Annotated in this window: 15 protein-coding genes; 10 read left to right on the plus strand and 5 right to left on the minus strand. The window is 71.7% G+C overall.

From position 1 onward, the window contains the following. Nucleotides 1-80 precede the first annotated feature (80 nt). The gene (locus ACFO60_RS10480; protein ID WP_380839597.1) at nt 81-638 is read left to right on the plus strand and encodes an RNA polymerase sigma factor; all 558 of its coding nucleotides are present in this window, start codon (nt 81-83) and stop codon (nt 636-638) included. Between the two features lie 118 nt (nt 639-756). On the opposite strand, the gene ACFO60_RS10485 is transcribed toward ACFO60_RS10480, so the two are convergent. Then, nucleotides 757-1,818, minus strand: a complete 1,062-nt coding sequence (locus tag ACFO60_RS10485) for an alpha-hydroxy acid oxidase (RefSeq protein ID WP_380839598.1) — start codon at nt 1,816-1,818, stop codon at nt 757-759. A gap of 157 nt (nt 1,819-1,975) precedes the next feature. Between ACFO60_RS10485 and ACFO60_RS10490 the strand changes: the two genes are divergently transcribed. Together ACFO60_RS10490 and ACFO60_RS10495 are read left to right on the plus strand one after the other, a co-directional pair. Further along, on the plus strand, nt 1,976-3,289 hold the full coding sequence (locus ACFO60_RS10490) for a cytochrome P450 (RefSeq protein WP_380839600.1): 1,314 nt from the start codon (nt 1,976-1,978) through the stop codon (nt 3,287-3,289). Between the two features lie 326 nt (nt 3,290-3,615). Next, nucleotides 3,616-5,745, plus strand: coding sequence for a SpoIIE family protein phosphatase (locus tag ACFO60_RS10495; RefSeq protein ID WP_380839602.1), 2,130 nt, complete (start codon nt 3,616-3,618; stop codon nt 5,743-5,745). Nucleotides 5,746-5,973: 228 nt separating this feature from the next. Here the strand turns inward: ACFO60_RS10495 and ACFO60_RS10500 are convergent, their stop codons facing one another. After that, nucleotides 5,974-6,198, minus strand: a complete 225-nt coding sequence (locus ACFO60_RS10500; RefSeq protein WP_380839604.1) for a hypothetical protein — start codon at nt 6,196-6,198, stop codon at nt 5,974-5,976. Between the two features lie 397 nt (nt 6,199-6,595). Here ACFO60_RS10500 and ACFO60_RS10505 point away from each other — a divergent pair, with 397 nt between their 5' ends. After that, the gene (locus ACFO60_RS10505; protein WP_380839605.1) at nt 6,596-7,120 is read left to right on the plus strand and encodes a D-glycero-alpha-D-manno-heptose-1,7-bisphosphate 7-phosphatase; all 525 of its coding nucleotides are present in this window, start codon (nt 6,596-6,598) and stop codon (nt 7,118-7,120) included. A gap of 79 nt (nt 7,121-7,199) precedes the next feature. Further along, nucleotides 7,200-8,129, plus strand: a complete 930-nt coding sequence (locus ACFO60_RS10510) for a glycosyltransferase (protein ID WP_380839933.1) — start codon at nt 7,200-7,202, stop codon at nt 8,127-8,129. Nucleotides 8,130-8,163: 34 nt separating this feature from the next. Here the strand turns inward: ACFO60_RS10510 and ACFO60_RS10515 are convergent, their stop codons facing one another. Beyond that, on the minus strand, nt 8,164-8,544 hold the full coding sequence (locus tag ACFO60_RS10515; protein WP_380839607.1) for a VOC family protein: 381 nt from the start codon (nt 8,542-8,544) through the stop codon (nt 8,164-8,166). 470 nt (nt 8,545-9,014) lie between these two features. On the opposite strand from ACFO60_RS10515, the gene ACFO60_RS10520 reads away from it, so the two are divergent. Next, on the plus strand, nt 9,015-11,057 hold the full coding sequence (locus ACFO60_RS10520; RefSeq protein WP_380839609.1) for a glycoside hydrolase family 6 protein: 2,043 nt from the start codon (nt 9,015-9,017) through the stop codon (nt 11,055-11,057). A 131-nt stretch (nt 11,058-11,188) separates the two neighbouring features. On the opposite strand, the gene fdhA is transcribed toward ACFO60_RS10520, so the two are convergent. Further along, nucleotides 11,189-12,409 (minus strand): formaldehyde dehydrogenase, glutathione-independent, encoded by a 1,221-nt coding sequence (gene fdhA / locus ACFO60_RS10525; protein WP_380839611.1) that lies wholly within the window; start codon nt 12,407-12,409, stop codon nt 11,189-11,191. 345 nt (nt 12,410-12,754) lie between these two features. Here fdhA and ACFO60_RS10530 point away from each other — a divergent pair, with 345 nt between their 5' ends. Together ACFO60_RS10530 and ACFO60_RS10535 are read left to right on the plus strand one after the other, a co-directional pair. After that, nucleotides 12,755-14,209: an MFS transporter gene (locus tag ACFO60_RS10530; RefSeq protein ID WP_380839614.1), complete on the plus strand. Its 1,455-nt coding sequence runs from the start codon at nt 12,755-12,757 to the stop codon at nt 14,207-14,209. After that, complete coding sequence (locus tag ACFO60_RS10535) at nt 14,206-14,622, plus strand: MarR family winged helix-turn-helix transcriptional regulator (protein ID WP_380839615.1); 417 nt, start codon at nt 14,206-14,208, stop codon at nt 14,620-14,622. The genes ACFO60_RS10530 and ACFO60_RS10535 overlap by 4 nt, the downstream gene beginning before the upstream one ends. Before the next feature lie 86 nt (nt 14,623-14,708). On the opposite strand, the gene ACFO60_RS10540 is transcribed toward ACFO60_RS10535, so the two are convergent. Beyond that, a complete protein-coding gene (locus tag ACFO60_RS10540) occupies nt 14,709-15,536 on the minus strand; it encodes an inositol monophosphatase family protein (RefSeq protein ID WP_380839616.1) in 828 nt (275 codons plus the stop codon). Nucleotides 15,537-15,791: 255 nt separating this feature from the next. Here ACFO60_RS10540 and ACFO60_RS10545 point away from each other — a divergent pair, with 255 nt between their 5' ends. Together ACFO60_RS10545 and ACFO60_RS10550 are read left to right on the plus strand one after the other, a co-directional pair. Further along, on the plus strand, nt 15,792-16,145 hold the full coding sequence (locus ACFO60_RS10545) for a winged helix-turn-helix transcriptional regulator (RefSeq protein WP_380839617.1): 354 nt from the start codon (nt 15,792-15,794) through the stop codon (nt 16,143-16,145). Between the two features lie 195 nt (nt 16,146-16,340). Beyond that, on the plus strand, nt 16,341-17,270 hold the full coding sequence (locus ACFO60_RS10550) for an aldo/keto reductase (RefSeq protein ID WP_380839619.1): 930 nt from the start codon (nt 16,341-16,343) through the stop codon (nt 17,268-17,270). The last annotated feature ends 38 nt before the right edge of the window (nt 17,271-17,308 follow it).

A 17,308-nucleotide genomic window follows, 5' to 3' on the forward strand; every position in this document is an offset into this window, starting at 1 on the left:
GGTGAAGGCCGACCTTGGAGATCGCCACGCGCGTTCATGAGCGGTTGAACCCGCGTGGCGGCACGCGCGTCGTAGCCACCATGGGATCTTCCGATGAGTCGCTCATCGAGGGCATGGCGTCCGGAGACCAGGACGCCACGTCCGCTCTCGTGCGGAGGTTCCACGCACGGGTGTACGGGCTGGCGCTCGGGGTGGTCGGCGATCCCGGGCTCGCCGAGGAGGTGGCCCAGGACGCCTTCGTGCGGGCCTGGCGGCACGCGGCCACCTACGACGTGCGGCGCGGGCGCGGAGCCACCTGGCTGCTGACCATCGCCAGGAACGCCGCCGTGGACGCCGTCCGGCTCCGCCGCGATCTGCCGGTCGAGCCGGGAGGCATCCGCGCCCGGACCTCGACCCTGCCCCGGGACGAGATCGACCACGACGGCGCCGAGCGGCTGTCGCTGGAGCTGCGCGGCCTCCCGCCCGAGCAGAGCAGGCTCGTCGTGCTGTCGGTGTGCTACGGGTTCACGGCCAAGGAGATCGCCGAGCGCGAGGGGATACCGCTGGGAACGGCGAAGACCCGGATCCGGCGCGGCCTGGCACGGCTGCGCCGGGAGCTCAGCGCGGTCGCCGAGGGCCGGCCACGGGACGAGGGGTGAAGGTCCGCGGAACGAGGGGATGAAGGGCCGCGTGGCGGTCGTGGAAGCGGGGGCCGGCCCGAGCCGTTCCGGGGTCGCCTTCAGCGACGGCGTCCCGGTGCGCCGACGCGCACCCCGATCACTTCCAGGCGACGCCTCCCAGCAGGCCATCGGTCACATCGGCGGGCGAGGCCGCGCCGCAGAGGGTCAGGGCGTTCGCCAGTTCGTTCCTCAGCAGTTCGAGGACCCGTTCCACGCCGGCCTGGCCGGCGACCGCCAGCCCCCACAGCGCCGGACGCCCGATCGCCGCGGCGGCGGCGCCGAGCGCGAGCGCCTTCACCACGTCGGTGCCGCGCCGCACCCCGCCGTCGAGCAGCAGCGGCACCGTTCCGCCCACCGCCTCGGCCACCAGCGGCAGCCGGTCGAGCGAGGCGGGAACGGTGTCCAGCTGGCGGCCGCCGTGGTTGGACACGATGAGCCCGTCGACGCCGTGCTCGACCGCGAGGCGGGCGTCCTCGGGGTGGAGCACGCCTTTGAGCACGATCGGCAGTGAGGTCGTCTCCTTCAGCCAGTCGACGTGCCGCCAGGAGATGTCCGGCGACAGCACGACCTGCCGCACCTTGCCCTCCTCCTCCATGTTCGCGCAGTGGATGCCGGGGGGCAGGTCGTGGAAGCGGTTGCGGTCTCCCCGCTCGTTGCGGCCGAGGGCGGGGGAGTCGGCGGTGACGACCAGCGCGCGGCAGCCCGCGTCCTCGGCGCGCCGGACGAGCGAGGCGGTGAAGTCCAGGTCGGGCTGGATGTACAGCTGGAACCACAGCTTGGCGCCGCAGGCGGCGATCTGCTCGATCGTGACCGTGGAGAGCATCGCGGCGATCATGATGACGCCGGCCTCGGCGGCGGCGCGGGCGGTGGCGCGCTCGGCGTCGGGGTGGGCCAGCCGGTGGAACGCCGTCGGCGCCAGCAGGATGGGCATGGACGCGCTCTCGCCGAGCACGGTGACCTCCAGCCGGGGGGCGCCCTGGCCGCGCAGGATCCGCGGGACCAGCGTGTGGCGCCTGAACGCGGCCTCGTTGGCGGCCACCGTGATCTCGTCCTGGGCGCCGCCGGCGAAGTAGTCGTAGTGCGCCGGATCGAGCCGCGCGCGGGCGGCCGGTTCGAAGTCGCGGAGGTTCACCGGCGCCGGCGCCGTCTCGCGCGTCATCGGCGCGGCCTCGTGTCGCCGGGGACGGGTGGCCACGAGCGGATCACGGCATGGTCCATGCCGGTTATACGAATCCCCGCGTATCCGGAGATTCATCACGAATCCCTCAGGACGCTATTTTTCGTATAACAAGGGTCCCTAGAGGCAGGGGAGAGCCGTGGTCGTACTCATCTCGCTCCTTCTCCTGGTCATGTTCCCGAGCCTGCCGTACTGGCTTCCGCGCGCGGTCGTCGCGCTGCGGACCTGGCTGTTCGCCCGCATCAACGGGTCCGAGGCGATCACCGTGCCCGGCGACCTGTTCGGTCCCTCCCGCTTCATGGAGATCTACTCCCACCCCGCGGCGGACGGCCGCAGCCGTGGCGCCGCGCTCTCGGACCTGTTCTGGTACTGGCTGTCGCCCGGCCCCGAGATCCACCAGGAGCACCTTGAACCGGGCCCGCGCTACGACGAGGTCGCACGCCGCACCCGCGGCATCCTCAGGATGCCGAGCGCGACGGCCGACGACCTGGCCGTGCGCAGCGTGGAGGCGGCGCTGCCCGAGCAGGCCGGCATGGTGCGGCTGCGCGACCTCGTGATGCCCGTCTGGGCGGACCTCTACTACAGGGTGGTCTTCGCCCGGCCCTGCCCGGACGACGTCCGCCGCATGATCGTGGCCAACGCCGACGACGTCGTCACCGCGCTCAAGTGCTGCGGGCTGCGGCACATGGGGCGCCGGCTGCGGCTGACCGACCATCTCGAACGCGTGCTCGACGAGGTGCCCCACGAGCTGCCCGGGTCGCTGTCCCGCCGGGAGCGGGCGCTGTACCTGCACGGCACGTTCTTCACCACGGCCGTGGTGCAGAGCTCGGAGGCGACCGCGCACGTGCTGATGATGCTCGCGCGGCACCCGGAGATCCAGGAGCAGGCGGCGACGGACGAGAAACTGCTCGCCCACGTCATCGAGGAGACGCTGCGGATCTTCCCGCTCTTCGGCATCGCCCACCGAATCACCTCGGCCGATATCGCGCTGGAGGAGGGCACGAGCATCCCGGCCGGCTCGGTGGTGTGTTTCGACTATCTGGAGTTCCAACGCTCGGGGTACCACGACCCCGACACCTTCGACCCGTCCCGGGAGGAGCGCCCGACGTACATCCCGTTCGGGGTGGCGGCGAACCGGCCCTGCCCCGCCTGGCACCTGGCGCCCCTGACCGTGCAGGGCGTCGTCAGGGAGCTGCTCGCCCGCTTCGAGTTCGCCACCTCGGCCGGGCACACCCGCTCGCTGCCGAACCGCGGCCCCTGCCTGATGACCCCGCGGGCGGCGCCCCGCGCGCGGCTGCGCCGTCCGCTCATGGCGGCCATGCGGGTGCGCGACCGCTGGGAGGACGTGTGGCGCAGCCTCGTCCAGCTCTTCCTCGGCACCTTCATGGTCTGGCACGCCCGCCGCCTGCGCCTGTGCGCGCGGTACTTCGCCGCGGAGGACGGCAGCGCGTAGAACGGGGAACCCGGCGGCGGCCGGCAGGCCGTCCACGCCCGGCGTGATGACGCCGGCCGGCCCGGTCGGGCGGTCGAAGGCGACCGGCAGAGCGTGGGCCATCGCCTCCCGGCCCTCCTTGCCGAGGTGCGCTGCGGGTGGCGTGACCTGCGCCGATAGAGTGTGGTTGTACGCCCGCCCGGACTTCGCCCCGACATGCCGGGACGTGGGACCGGGACGGGCGCCGCCACGCACAGGAGCAGGGGGGCGGGGCCACGCTCAAAGACCGCCGGCATGTCTCTGGCGTCCCGCCGTCGACCGGCGCCGGGCGGGACGCGCTGATCGGCGTGGCCCTGAGCCGCGCGGTGCGCGAGATGGACGCCTACTCCGGCGCGGTCTACCTTCCCGACGACGAAGGACGCCACCTGGCCGCGACCGTGATCTGCGGCGCCGCTCCGGCCATCTTCACCATGCCCGACCGCATGGCGGTGGACGGCCCCTACGCGACGTCGATGTCCTACCGCGTGATGCGACCGGTGAGCGCGGGCAACATGGAGACGAGCTTCCCGAAGGCGCAGATCATCCCGCTGGTCCCGTTCCCGTACTCGGTCGTCTCCATCCCGCTCATCGCGGCGGAGCGCAGCATCGGAGCCCTCGCCGTGATCTGGGTGCCGCCGCGCCACGCCCGGCTCCCCGACGCCGACATGCGGCGCCTTTGCGGCATCGGCCGCGGCCTGGCCCGCGATCTGGCCGACATGGCGGCCCGCGGCGCGTCCATCCTGGCCGCCCGCTCGCCGGTGGTCATGCCGTTGTACGACGCATCCGGCTGGGAACCGGAGTGGGGTCTGCCCGGCATCCCGGGGTCGATCGGCCTGTCGCTCATGTACCAGATGCACAAGATGTCCGGGGCGCTGAACGAGGCGAGCGGCCTTCCAGAGATCGTCAGGACCGCCGAGCAGCGGATCATGGGCCCCTTCGGCGCCTGCTGCTTCGCCCTGGCCACCCTCACCGAGGGCCGGCTGCGCCTGGCGGGCCAGACGGGCTGCCGGACGGATCTGAGCGACGAGATCCACGGCACCGCCCTCAGCCGGCCAAGCCCCTACACCGACGTGATCCGCACCGGCCGCCCGCTGTTCTACAGCGACCGGGAGGCCCTGATCGCCGACTACCCGGGGACGGCGGCCGACGTCCAGGCCATGGCGGTGCTGCCGATCGGCTCGGCCGCCGCGCCGCTCGGCAGCTGCACCCTCGGCTTCGACCACTCCCGGCGGTTCAGCGTCGGCGAGCGCGCCGTCCTGCTGATGATGACCAGCCAGCTCGGCCTGGCGGTCGAGCGGGCGCAGCTCGGCGAGAACGAGCGGGCCCTCGCCCAAGGGCTGCAGGAGAGGCTGCTCCCGCGCATGCTGGCCGAGCTGCCGCAGGTGGTCACCACCGCGCGCTACCTGTCCGCCCCCACCTCCGCCGGGGTGGGCGGCGACTGGTACGACGCGATCTGCCTGCCCGGCAACCGCATCGGCCTGGTGGTGGGCGACGTTGAGGGCCACAACATCGACAGCGCGGTGGTCATGGGCCAGTTGCGCAGTGCGCTGCGCGCCTACGCGACCGAAGGCCACGACCCGGCCGCGGTGCTGGCCAGGTCCAGCGACCTGCTCGCCGACCTCGACACCGACCTGCTCGCCACCTGCTGCTTCGTGCGCATGGACCCCGAGACCGGCGCTGCGGAGATCGCGCTCGCCGGGCACCCCGTGCCGCTGATCCGCGAGCCGGACGGCACGATCACCGTGCCCGACGTCCCGCCGAACGTGCCGCTGGGGGTCCCGCTCACCGGGGCGCACCGCACGGCCGAGATCATCCTCCACCCGGGCTCGCTGCTGATGCTCTACACCGACGGGCTCGCGCAGTCGGTCACCGGCGATCCGGTGCTCGGGGCCCGCGTCCTGCTCGAATCGATCAACGAGACCGGTGACACCTCGTTGGAGAGGCTCGCCGACCGTCTCATCGCCGTCGCGCCGGACCACGAGGCGCGCCGCGACGACATCGCCGTCCTGGTCGCCCGCTACGAGGGCAACCCGCGCGGGGAGCACTACCGCATCGACCGCATGGCCATCCAGCGGCACGACCTGCAGGGCGTCGGGGCGGCGCGCAGGTTCGTGCGACGGCATCTGCACGAATGGGGCCTGGACGCCTTCATCGACGATCTCGAGGTGATGGCCTCCGAGGCGATCACCAATGCGCTCATCCACGCCGACAGCGACGTGGAGGTGCGGCTGCGCGAGTATCCCGACCGCGTCCACCTGGAGGTCAGGGACTCCGACACCAGTCCCGCCGTGCCCGCGCCGATCACCCTCTCCGACGAGGCGAACGCGGTGGCCGAGCACGGCCGAGGGCTGATCATCGTCGGGACGCTGGCCACCATGTGGGGCAACTCGCCCAGCGGCCGCGGCAAGACGGTCTGGATCGACCTCGCCACCGACTGATCCGCCACCGCCACCGGCCGACCCCGCGCGTCACCGGCCACCTCCGCCACCGGCACCTCCGTCACCGGCCACCTCCGTCACCGCCCGACCCCGCCCGTCACCGTGGCCGGGGGGCTGGGACGACCCCCGGCCCGCCGACGGTGCGACAGGGCCGCTGATCACAGGCTGGTCGTTCGAAGTCGTCCGATGGAAGCCCGGACTGTTCGAGGTCGTCCGGTCATGGGCGGGTCATTCGAAGTCGTCGGGGTTGAGTTCCTTCAAGCGTTCGCGCTCCCCGTCGCTGACCTCGGTCTCCCCCTCGGCCGCTCTTGATCCGAACGGCATCCCGCGCGGGACTCCCGGAGGCCGCGCGGAGCTCTCCTCCTCCACCGGCGTGAGGGGCGCGCCGGTCGCTTCCTCGGCGCTGTCGCGCTCGACGTGCCCGGATTCTTCCTGGCTGAATGATGTGGCCATGTCGTCTCCCCGAACGTCCACGGCGGGCTCCGGGCCCGTACGGCCGGGACGACGGCCGGCGCGGTCGTCGGGATCCGGTGCCCCGGGGCGGGGCGGCGCGGGCCGTGGAATGATGGTGAATTCCCTGGTCAGCCCTGCGTAACCTGCGTACCCCAGTCACGCGTGGCTACACGGTCCGACCTCCGCGAACATGCGCCGGCCACCCGGACATCGCCGTGGGCCGCCGATTTTGACCGGTTCTTGGAAACGCTCGGACGGACTCGGCGAAGCGCATGGCCTCGCCCTGCGCGCTGCGCGGGCCGACCGGGGTTGACGTCGCCCCCATCGGCGGAGGCGGCGTGGGCGATGTTGTTTGGTCCATCGGGAAGGGGGCACACGGCAGCCGGGAGGTGCTCTGGTGCCGCTACGTCCACGCCCTCGCGCCGTGTTGTTCGACCGCGACGGCACGATCATCGAAGACGTCCCCTACAACGCCGACCCCCGGTTGGTGCGCCCCATGCCGGGCGCCCGCGCGGCGCTGGACCGGTTGCGCGGGGCCGGGATGCCCATCGGCGTGGTCACCAACCAGGCCGGGGTGGCCAAGGGACTGTTCGACGCCGACGCGCTGCGCGAGGTCAACGCCCGCGTCGAGGAGCTGCTCGGCCCGTTCGGCGTCTGGGCGGTGTGCCCGCACGACGACGGCGACGGCTGCGCCTGCCGCAAGCCCCTGCCCGGCCTCGTCCTGCGCGCGGCCGAGGCCCTCGGCGTCCCTCCCGCCGACTGCGTCGTCATCGGTGACATCGGCCGCGACATGGAGGCCGCCCGGGCGGCCGGGGCCAGGGCCATCCTCGTCCCGACCCCGGTGACCCTCCCCGAGGAGATCGCCGCCGCGCCGGAGGTCGCGCGTGACCTGACCGACGCCGTCGACCGGGTGATGGCCTGAGGCTTGGGCCGGCCGTGCGCCGGGGACGGACGGCATGAGGCTTGGGCCGGCCGGGTGGGAGGGGGACGTCGTGAGGGTCATGATGTGGCACGTGCACGGCTCCTGGACGACCGCGTTCGTCCAGGGCGGCCACGACTACGTGGTGCCGCTCACCGGCGACCGCGGGCCCGACGGCCGCGGCAGGGCGCGCACCTATACCTGGCCCGCCTCCGTGCGCGAGGTCGCGTGGGACCGCCTGCGCGAGGAGGACTTCGACGTGGTCGTCCTCCAGCGCCCGCACGAACTCGATCTCGCCGAGCGCTGGCTGGGCCGCCGTCCCGGCAGGGACGTCCCCGCCGTCTACGTCGAGCACAACACCCCGGCGGGCGACGTCCCCGCCACCCGTCACCCGCTCGCCGGCCGCGACGACATCCCGCTGGTCCACGTCACCCACTTCAACGACCTGTTCTGGGACTCGGGGCGGGCGCCGGCCCGGGTCATCGAGCACGGCGTGGTCGACCCCGGCCACCGCTACACCGGAGAGCTGCCCCGGGTCGGCGTCGTGGTCAACGAGCCCGTCCGCCGCACCCGGGTGGCCGGCACCGACCTGCTGCCGGCGTTCGCCGCCGCCGCGCCGCTGGACGTGTTCGGCATGAAGGTCACCGGTCTGCCGTACGGCGCCTACGAGGACCTGCCTCAGCGCGAGATGCACGCCGAGCTGGCCCGCCGCCGCGTCTACCTGCACCCCTACCGGTGGACGTCGCTCGGCCTGTCCCTCATCGAGGCCATGCTGCTGGGCATGCCGGTCGTCGCGCTCGCGACCACCGAGGCGGTCGAGGCCGTGCCGCCGGAGGCCGGGGTGATCTCCACGCGGGTGGAGACGCTGACCGCCGCCCTCCGGTCGTTCGCCGCCGACCCCGCGCGAGCGGCGCAGGCCGGCAAGGCCGCCCGCGCCGCCGCCTCCGCCCGGTACGGGCTGGCCCGCTTCCTGGCCGACTGGGACCGCCTGCTCGCCGAGACGACTCGTTGACCGCTTGGTGATGGACGAGCAAGGGGCGAGCGGGTCACTCGTTGAGGAACAGGCAGAACGGGTGCCCGTCGGGATCCAGGTAGACGCGCACGTCGTCCTGCGGCTGGAAGGCGGCGAGGACCGCGCCGGAGGCGACGGCGTGTGCCCCGGCGACCTCCAGGTCGTCGACCTCGATGTCGAGATGGATCATCATCTGCTGGTCGCCGGGGCCGGCGGGCCAGGTCGGCCGGACGTACTCGTTCTCTGTCTGGAAGGACAGGCCCGGCCCGCCGCCCGGCGCGGCGAGTTTGACCCAGCCGGGCTCCTCATCGATGACCTTCCAGCCGAGAAGCCGCTGGTAGAAGGCCGACAGCTCGCTCACGTCCGGTGTGCCGAGCACGATGCCTGATAGCGACATGCGGGGTTCGTCGGTCATTTCGCCTCCAGGAATGTGGTGCCGGTTCCTGTTCTCCTGCGCGAGTGACGCGGGCTTAAACGGCCTGCCCGTCGACCTCTCCTCATCCCCCGCCCATGGGCCGGCTCACCGGCCGTCCCATGGGCGACCAGCGTGGAACGGCGGTGGGCGAACGCGCACACGCGCCGGCTCTAGATGAATGTTTCATCGGGCTCCCTGATGATCCAATGCGCTGGAACGCGCGTTTGCCAAGGCCATCAGGGGTGACGGAGGCGGGGCCCGGAGCCGGGGGTTGCCACGCGGGGGAGGGGGCCCGCAATCTGCTGTACATCCTCCCGAAACACTCCGACGATGGGAGCGCTCCCACCGCTGATGTCGAGTTGGGTGCTGCTTGGCCGTCTCAAGAAGGCGGAGAACCCACCAAGTTTCATGAGGGAGACAAACAGACAATGGGACCCCACAAGAGTTCCTGGCGAAGAGGCCTTACGGCGGTGACAGCGCTAGTGCTCACCGGCATCGGGCTCGCCGTCGCCCCGACTTCGGCCAATGCCGCGGTGGCCTGTGACGTCACGTATACCAAGACCTGGGACGGTGGTGGCGGCTTCGGTGCCAATATCACCATCAAGAACCTCGGCGACGCCCTGAGCAACTGGACGCTGACCTTCGCCTTCCCCAACAGCCAACGGGTGACCAACGGCTGGACGGCCCAGTTCTCGCAGTCGGGCGCCAACGTGACCGCGCGGAACGAGTCCTACAACGGCAGCCAGGCCTCCGGGGCCTCGTGGACGATCGGGTTCAACGGCAGCTACAGCGGTTCCAACAGCAACCCCACCAGCTTCGCCATCAACGGCACGACCTGTAACGGCGGCCCCCAGCCGACGCCGACGCCGACCCCCACGCCGACGCCGACGCCGACGCCGACCCCCACCCCGACTCCGACGCCGACCCCGGGTGTCCAGTCGCTGGTGGTCAGCCCGACCTCCGTGACCGTCCCCGAGGGCAGCACCGCCACCTACGGCGTGCGCCTGGCGCGGCAGCCCAGCTCCAGCGTGACGGTGACCTCGACCGCCGGCAGCGGCGACTCCGACCTCACGATCCGCAGCGGTTCCAGCCTGACCTTCACGACGTCGAACTGGAACACCGCGCAGAGCGTCACCCTGGGCGCCGCCGAGGACAGTGACACCGCCAACGGCTCACGGGCCTTCAGCGTGGCCTCCTCCGGGCTGTCCTCCGTCGCCGTGACCGCGACCGAGGCCGACAACGACGGCGGCACCAACCCGACGCACGTCGACAACCCGTACTCGGGCGCGACCGGCTACGTCAACTCCGACTGGTCTTCCAAGGCAGCGGCCGAGCCGGGCGGCTCCGCCGTCGCCAACCTCTCGACCGGAGTGTGGCTGGACCGCATCGCCGCCATCGAGGGCAGCTCCAGCGTCAAGGGCGTGCGGGCACACCTCGACGCGGCCGTCCAGCAGGACGCCGCCAACGGCAGCGCCCCGCTGACGATCCAGTTCGTGGTCTACGATCTGCCCAACCGCGACTGCTCGGCGCTGGCCTCCAACGGCGAGCTGAAGGTCTCGGAGAACGGCATCAGCCGCTACAAGACCGAGTTCATCGACCCGATCGCCGCCATCTTGAGCGACTCGAAGTACTCGAACCTGCGCATCGTGACGGTCATCGAGATCGACTCGCTGCCCAACCTGGTCACCAACACCGGCATCGCGGCGTGTGCCGAGGCCAAGTCCAGCGGCGCCTACGTCCAGGGCATTCAGTACGCGCTGAACAAGCTGCACGCGATCAAGAACGTCTACACCTACATCGACGCCGGGCACCACGGCTGGCTCGGCTGGGACAGCAACTTCCGTCCCTCCGCCCAGCTCTTCGCCGAGACGGTTCGCGGCACCACCGCCGGCTTCGCCAGCGTCGACGGCTTCATCACCAACACCGCCAACTACTCGGCCCTGAGCGAGCCGTACTTCACCATCAACACCCAGGTGGGCGGCCAGTCGGTGCGCCAGTCGAAGTGGGTCGACTGGAACTTCTACGTCGACGAGCTCACCTACGCGCAGGCGTTCCGGCAGGAGCTGGTCTCCCAGGGGTTCAACTCCGGCATCGGAATGCTGATCGACACCTCCCGTAACGGCTGGGGCGGCTCGGCTCGGCCCAGCGGGCCCAGCACCTCGACCAACGTCGACACCTTCGTGAACGCGTCGAAGGTCGACCGTCGCGTCCACGCCGGCAACTGGTGCAACCAGAGCGGCGCTGGCATCGGCGAGCGGCCCAAGGCGGCTCCCGCCTCCGGTATCGACGCCTACGTGTGGATCAAGCCTCCGGGCGAGTCCGACGGTGCCAGCAAGGAGATCCCGAACAACGAGGGCAAGGGCTTCGACCGGATGTGCGACCCGACCTACGGCGGCAACGAGCGCAACGGCAACAACCCGACCGGTGCCCTTGCGGACTCCCCGATCGCCGGCGCGTGGTTCTCGGCGCAGTTCCGCCAGCTCCTGGCCAACGCCTACCCGCCCATCAACTGACAACCCAAGACTGCGGACCCTGCTGCGGCTGACAACGGCCGTGGCGGGGCCCGCCACCACCACCAGCGTGGTCCCGCTCCGGACAGGGGTCCTTCCGGAGCGGGACCACGTTCTGCGTTCGGTCGCTCCGGTCAGGCGGACCCGAGCAGTCCGTGCGGGTCCAGGACGTACTTGCGGGCGGCGCCCTGGTCGAAGTCCGCGTAGCCCTGCGGCGCCTCGGTGAGCGGGATCGGGGTGGCGTTCACGGCCTCGGCGATCCGCACCCGGTCGTGGAGGATCGCCATCATCAGCTGCCGGTTGTAGCGCATGACCGGGCACTGGCCGGTGAAGAAGGCGTGCGACTTGGCCCAGCCCAGGCCGAGGCGCAGCGACAGCGACCCCTGCTTGGCGGCCTCGTCCGCCGCTCCTGGGTCGCCGGTGACGTACAGGCCGGGGATGCCGATCGCGCCGCCCGCGCGGGTGAGGTCCATCAGGCTGTTGAGCACGGTGGCCGGGCGCTCGACCCCGGCCTCGGCGCCGTGACCGCGTGCCTCGAAGCCGACCGCGTCGACCGCGCAGTCCACCTCGGGGACGCCGAGGATCTGCTCGATCTGGTCCTTCGGCTCGCCCTTGGACACATCGGCGGTCTCGCAGCCGAAACGGCGCGCCTGCGCCAGGCGGTCCTCGTTCAGGTCGCCGACGATCACCACGGCGGCGCCGAGCAGGAACGCCGACGTGGCGGCGGCCAGCCCGACCGGACCGGCGCCCGCGATGTACACGGTGGAGCCGGTGCCCACCCCGGCGGTGACGCACCCGTGGTAGCCGGTGGGGAAGATGTCCGCCAGCATGGCCAGGTCGAGGATCTTCTCCATCGCCTGGTCCCTGTCGGGGAACTTCAGCAGGTTCCAGTCGGCATAGGGCACGAGCACGTACTCCGCCTGCCCGCCGACCCATCCGCCCATGTCGACGTACCCGTACGCCGAGCCGGGCCGGTCGGGGTTGACGTTCTCGCAGATGCCGGTCTTGCCCTCCTTGCAGTTGCGGCACCGGCCGCAGGAGATGTTGAACGGGACGGACACCAGGTCGCCGGCCTTGGTGAACTCGACGTCGGGGCCGGTCTCCACCACTTCGCCGGTGATCTCGTGGCCCAGGATCAGCCCGGGGGGCGCGGTGGTGCGCCCGCGGACCATGTGCTGGTCGCTGCCGCAGATGTTGGTCGCGATGGTCTTGACGATGGCGCCGTGCCGGACCTTGCGGCCGACGTTGGCCGGGTGGACGCCCGGCCCGTCCTTCAGCTGGAACTCGGGGTAGTCGGTGTCCTGGACCTCGACCCTGCCGGGAGCCAGGTAGGCCACGGCCTTGTTACCGGGCATTTCGTTCGCCTCCTCACCCCGTGGACGCGGCCGGGGTCGCCCGTGGGACGGGCGGGGGACAGCCACAAGACCACGCCGTGTCGCGGCCGGACGAGATCGGCCGCGGCACGGCATGGCAGGCCGCTGTCCCCCTGAGCGCGGCGACGGCGGAGCCCGGCCCGAAACGCGCTGCGCGGCACCCGGCGAACGTCCGTGAACGGCGTCCGTCGCGGGTGACCGGCCATCGCACGCCCCCACGGGAGACGTTCTTCCCCGGGTGATCGCCATGTACCCGCAGCTCATGGGCATAAATCGGGCTATAGCAGGCATTGTTTGTATTATCCAAATAGTTGTACTGCTACAAGCATGGGGGACGTCGTGCCGGAGCCGAGCCGCAGCAGGCGGATGCTCATCCTGGTGATCTGCTGCATGAGCCTGTTCATCGTCGGGCTCGACAACACGATCGTGAACGTCGCCCTCCCGGCGATCGAGCGCGACCTGCACGCGCCGGTGTCGGGCATGCAGTGGACCATCGACGCCTACACCCTCGTGCTGGCCGGCCTCCTGCTCCTGTCCGGATCGACCGCCGACCGCGTCGGACGCCGCCGCACCTTCCAGGTCGGCCTGGTCGTGTTCGCGATCGGTTCACTGCTGTGCGGGCTGGCGCCGAGCCTCGGCTGGCTGGTGGCGTTCCGCGTGCTGCAGGCCATCGGCGGCTCGATGCTCAACCCCGTCGCCATGTCGATCGTCACCAACACCTTCACCGACCGGCGTGAGCGCGCCCGCGCCATCGGCGTGTGGGGAGGCGTCGTCGGCATCAGCATCGGCCTCGGGCCGGTCGTCGGCGGCGCGCTCATCGACTCGATCGGCTGGCGTGCCATCTTCTGGATCAACGTGCCGGTCGCCGTGGCCGCCCTGGTGCTCACCGCCGTGTTCGTCCCCGAGTCGCGGGCGCCGCGTCCCCGCCGGATCGACCCGGTCGGGCAGGCGCTGGTCATCGTGACGCTGGCCGCGCTCTCGTACGCGATCATCGAGGGGCCGGAGAACGGCTGGCGGTCACCGCTGACCATCGGGTTCGCCCTCGCCGCGGTCGCGGGGCTGGCCGGGCTGATCGTCTACGAGCCCCGCCGCCGGGACCCGCTCATCGACCTGCGCTTCTTCCGCAGCGTGCCGTTCTCCGGCGCCTCGGTCATCGCGATCAGCGCGTTCGCGGCCTTCGGCCGGTTCCTGTTCCTCAACACCCTCTACCTCCAGGACGTCCGCGGCCTGTCCCCGTTCCACGCGGGCCTGTGCACCCTGCCGATCGCCGCCATGACCCTCGTGTGCGGGCCGCTGTCGGGGCGGCTGGTCGGCGAGCGCGGGCCCCGGATATCGCTGGTCGTCGCGGGGGCCGCCTTCACCGTGAGCGGGCTGATGCTCACCCGCCTGACCGCCGGCACGCCCCTGCTGTGGATCCTCGCCGCCTATACCGTCTTCGGCCTCGGCGCGGGCATGGTCAACGCGCCGATCACCAACACCGCCGTCTCGGGCATGCCCTTGTCCCAGGCCGGGGTGGCCGCGGCCGTCGCCTCGACCAGCAGGCAGATCGGCCAGTCGCTCGGCGTCGCCATCGCCGGCTCGGTGCTCGCCACCGGCATCTCCGGATCGCTCCGCGAGAGCTTCGCCTCTGCCGGGCGGGCCGGTTGGTGGATCACCGCCGCGTACGGGACGGTCGTGCTGGCTCTGGGTATCATCACCACGGGCAGATGGGCGAAGGGCACCGCGGAGCGGACCGCGGCGCATCTCTCCGTCGAGGACACGAGGATTCCCGTCACATCATGAGCCACGACCCCCAGATGGCCGCCCGTGTCTGGCGCGGCATGCGCACGCTCGTCCTCGACCGGTTCGACCGCCGCAAGGAGGTCACCGCCGCCCTGGACATGAGCTTCATCCGCGCCAAGGCGCTGCGCCGGCTCGCCGCGGAACCGATGACCATGCGCGGGCTCGCCGCTTATCTGACCATCGACGCCCCCTACACCACCCTCGTCGTGGACGACCTCGTCCGCCGCGACCTGGTGGTGCGCGAGGTGCACCCCGACGACCGCCGCCAGAAGATCGTGACCGTCACCCCCGAGGGCGAGAAGGCCGCCGCCGTCGCCGAGGCCATCCTCGGCGAACCGCCCCCCGCGATCCTCGACCTCGACCCCGCCGACCTCGCCACCCTCGACCGCATCATCGCCACCCTCACCGAATGAGCCCGACCTGCCGCGGCCACGCGCGCACGTGACCGCCGATCCGGCGGTCCGCGGTGGAGTCCCGCTCATCGAGGAACCCGTGTTCCCTACGACGAAGTCGCGGCGTCGCCGTGGGACGGCGTGGGTACCTGGTTGCCGATGAGGTGCAGTAGGGCGGTGTGCGTCTCGTGGTCGGCGGCCACCACGAGGCCGCCGGCCCCGGTGTGCACGGGCTGGCCGTGGATGCCGGTCACCACGCATCCGGCGGCCTGGCACAAGGCGATCACGCCGGCGAAGTGCACGCTGTCCCGAAGATGGCCGTCGGTGACGTACGCGGCCCGCCGCCCGGCGGCGACCCATGCCACCGCCAGGGTGGTGGAGACGACGCGCGGGCGGAAGCGTTCGGCGAATCCGGGGTCGGCGAGCAGCCGGGCGGCCAGGAAACCCGGCGCGTTGGGGAACGGCGGGTCGAGATTGACGTCCACCAGCCGCGAACCGGGCGACGGCGCGAGCCGCTCGTCCACGCCGTCGCGACGCGCGCACGCGCGGGCGCCGTCGGTCCAGAAGACCTCGCCGGAGAACGGGTCGGCCGAGGCCGCCGCGGTGATGCCGGAGCCCGCGCGCAGGGCGACGTTCACCGCCACCAGCATGTTGCGCGCGGCATAGTTCAGCGTGCCGCACAGGGGATCGACCAGCCACATGCGCTCCGCGCCGTCCGAACCCGTACGCCCGCTCTCCTCGCCTGTCACGGCGTCGCCTGGCCGGGCGGCGCGAATGACGTCGATGACGGCCTTCTCCGCCTCGATGTCCGCCGCTGTGGCGAAGTCACCCGCGGACTTCTCGAAGCGCGCCAGCGACGCACCGTACATGGCGCGCACGACGGCGGCTCCCGCCTGCGCCGCCGCCACGGCCAGTTCCCCGTCCGAGATCAACACATTCGTACGATAGCGACCCCCCACCGGCCAGGCCGGCGCCGGCTGAGCAAGATCCCTGTGGGTCACTGATCACGACGGTGCGGGGATGCACCAGCGCCGCATACTCGTTACACCGGGTACATGGCCGGATCTTTGCGATGATGGCGCGGAGCTTGTGTTTCGCGCGCTGGTGGGGGTTCACCTCCGTATGAGCGGAAGGCGGTCTCGTGAGTCGAGTTGACATGGGTGCTTCGCCCGACGTCTGGGTCCGCACGCGTGGCTAGCCACGACGTGTTCCTCGCCGACTGTCCCGCCCGCACGACGCTGGGTCTGGTCGCCGACACCTGGTCGGTCGTCGTGGTGTTCGGGCTGGGACGCGGCCCGCAGCGCTACAGCGACCTCCGCGATCGGATCGGCGGGATCAGCAACAAGATGCTGACACAGACATTGCGCAAGCTGGAGCGCGGCAACCTGGTGGAGCGCCGCACCATTCCCGCCGCGCCCGCAGGTGTGGAATACCGGCTGACCGGGCTTGGGGAGAGCCTGCTCGGGCCGGTGTCCGTGCTTGCCCGGTGGGCCGAGGAACACGCCGCCGAGCTCGGCGGCGGCGGCGACGGCGGAAGTCTGTAGGGAACCGGTCGGTGCCCTGCGTACTCCTAACGTTGCCGCCATGCGAATCGAAACCGTGGGCACTTCGGTGCCGGCCGGCGCCCGGCGCCCGGAGCGCCGCTCGCCGTACAGCGGGCCTGCCGCTACTCCGCTGTCACCCCAGGCTCCGTTGTCCGGATGGGGGCGGCAGTGAAGATCGGCGCTAGTGATCTTGATGTGTCACCGCTGTGCCTGGGGGGCAATCCCTTCGGCTGGACCGCGGACGAGGAGACCTCATTCGCCGTGCTGGACGCGTACGCCGAGGCCGGCGGCAACTTCATCGACACCGCGGACATGTACACCTTCCACGTGCCCGGCAACAGCGGCGGCGAATCCGAGACGATCATCGGCCGCTGGCTGAAGGCCCGCGGCTGCCGGGACCGGATGGTCATCGCGACCAAGGTGGGTGCGCTACCCGGCCTGGCCGACCTGGCCCCGGAGACGATCCGGCGCGCCGCCGAAGACTCGCTGCGGCGGCTGGGGACAGACCACATCGACCTGTACTTCGCGCACGTCGACGACCCCGGTACCCCGCTCGCCGAGACCCTCGCCGCGTTCGACGCGCTGGTGCGCGCCGGCACGGTTCGGCACATCGCGGCGTCCAACTTCACCGCGGACCGGCTCGCGGAATCGCTGGAGACGTCGGCGCGGGAAGGGTTCGCCGCCTACGTCGCGCTGCAAGCGGAGTACAACCTGGTGCAGCGGGAGGACTACGAACGGGACCTGGCGCCCGTCGTGACCGGCGCCGGACTGGCCTGCCTGCCGTATGTCGCACTGGCCCGTGGCTTCCTCACCGGGAAATACCGTCCCGGCGGGCCAGGGGTGGACAGCCCCCGCGCCGGCCAGGCCCGCGCGCACCTGAACGGCAACGGCCCCGGCGTACTGGCGGCCCTGGAGGAGGTCGCCGCCGCACACCGCACCACCCTGCCCGCGGTCGCATTGGCCTGGCTCGCCGCCCAGCCCACCGTCGCCACCCCGGTCGCCGGGGCCCGCAACGCGGCCCAACTCGCTGACCTGCTCCCGTTCCTGACGCTGCGGCTCACCGCCGACGAGTTCGCCCTGCTGGACAAGGTCAGCGCCAGGCCATCGGCGGACAGTCCCGCGTAGCCGGAGACGGCTGGGGCCGAGTGTCACGTGTCCGCCGC

Source organism: Sphaerisporangium dianthi (assembly GCF_042654065.1).
GTDB lineage: Bacteria > Actinomycetota > Actinomycetes > Streptosporangiales > Streptosporangiaceae > Sphaerisporangium > Sphaerisporangium dianthi.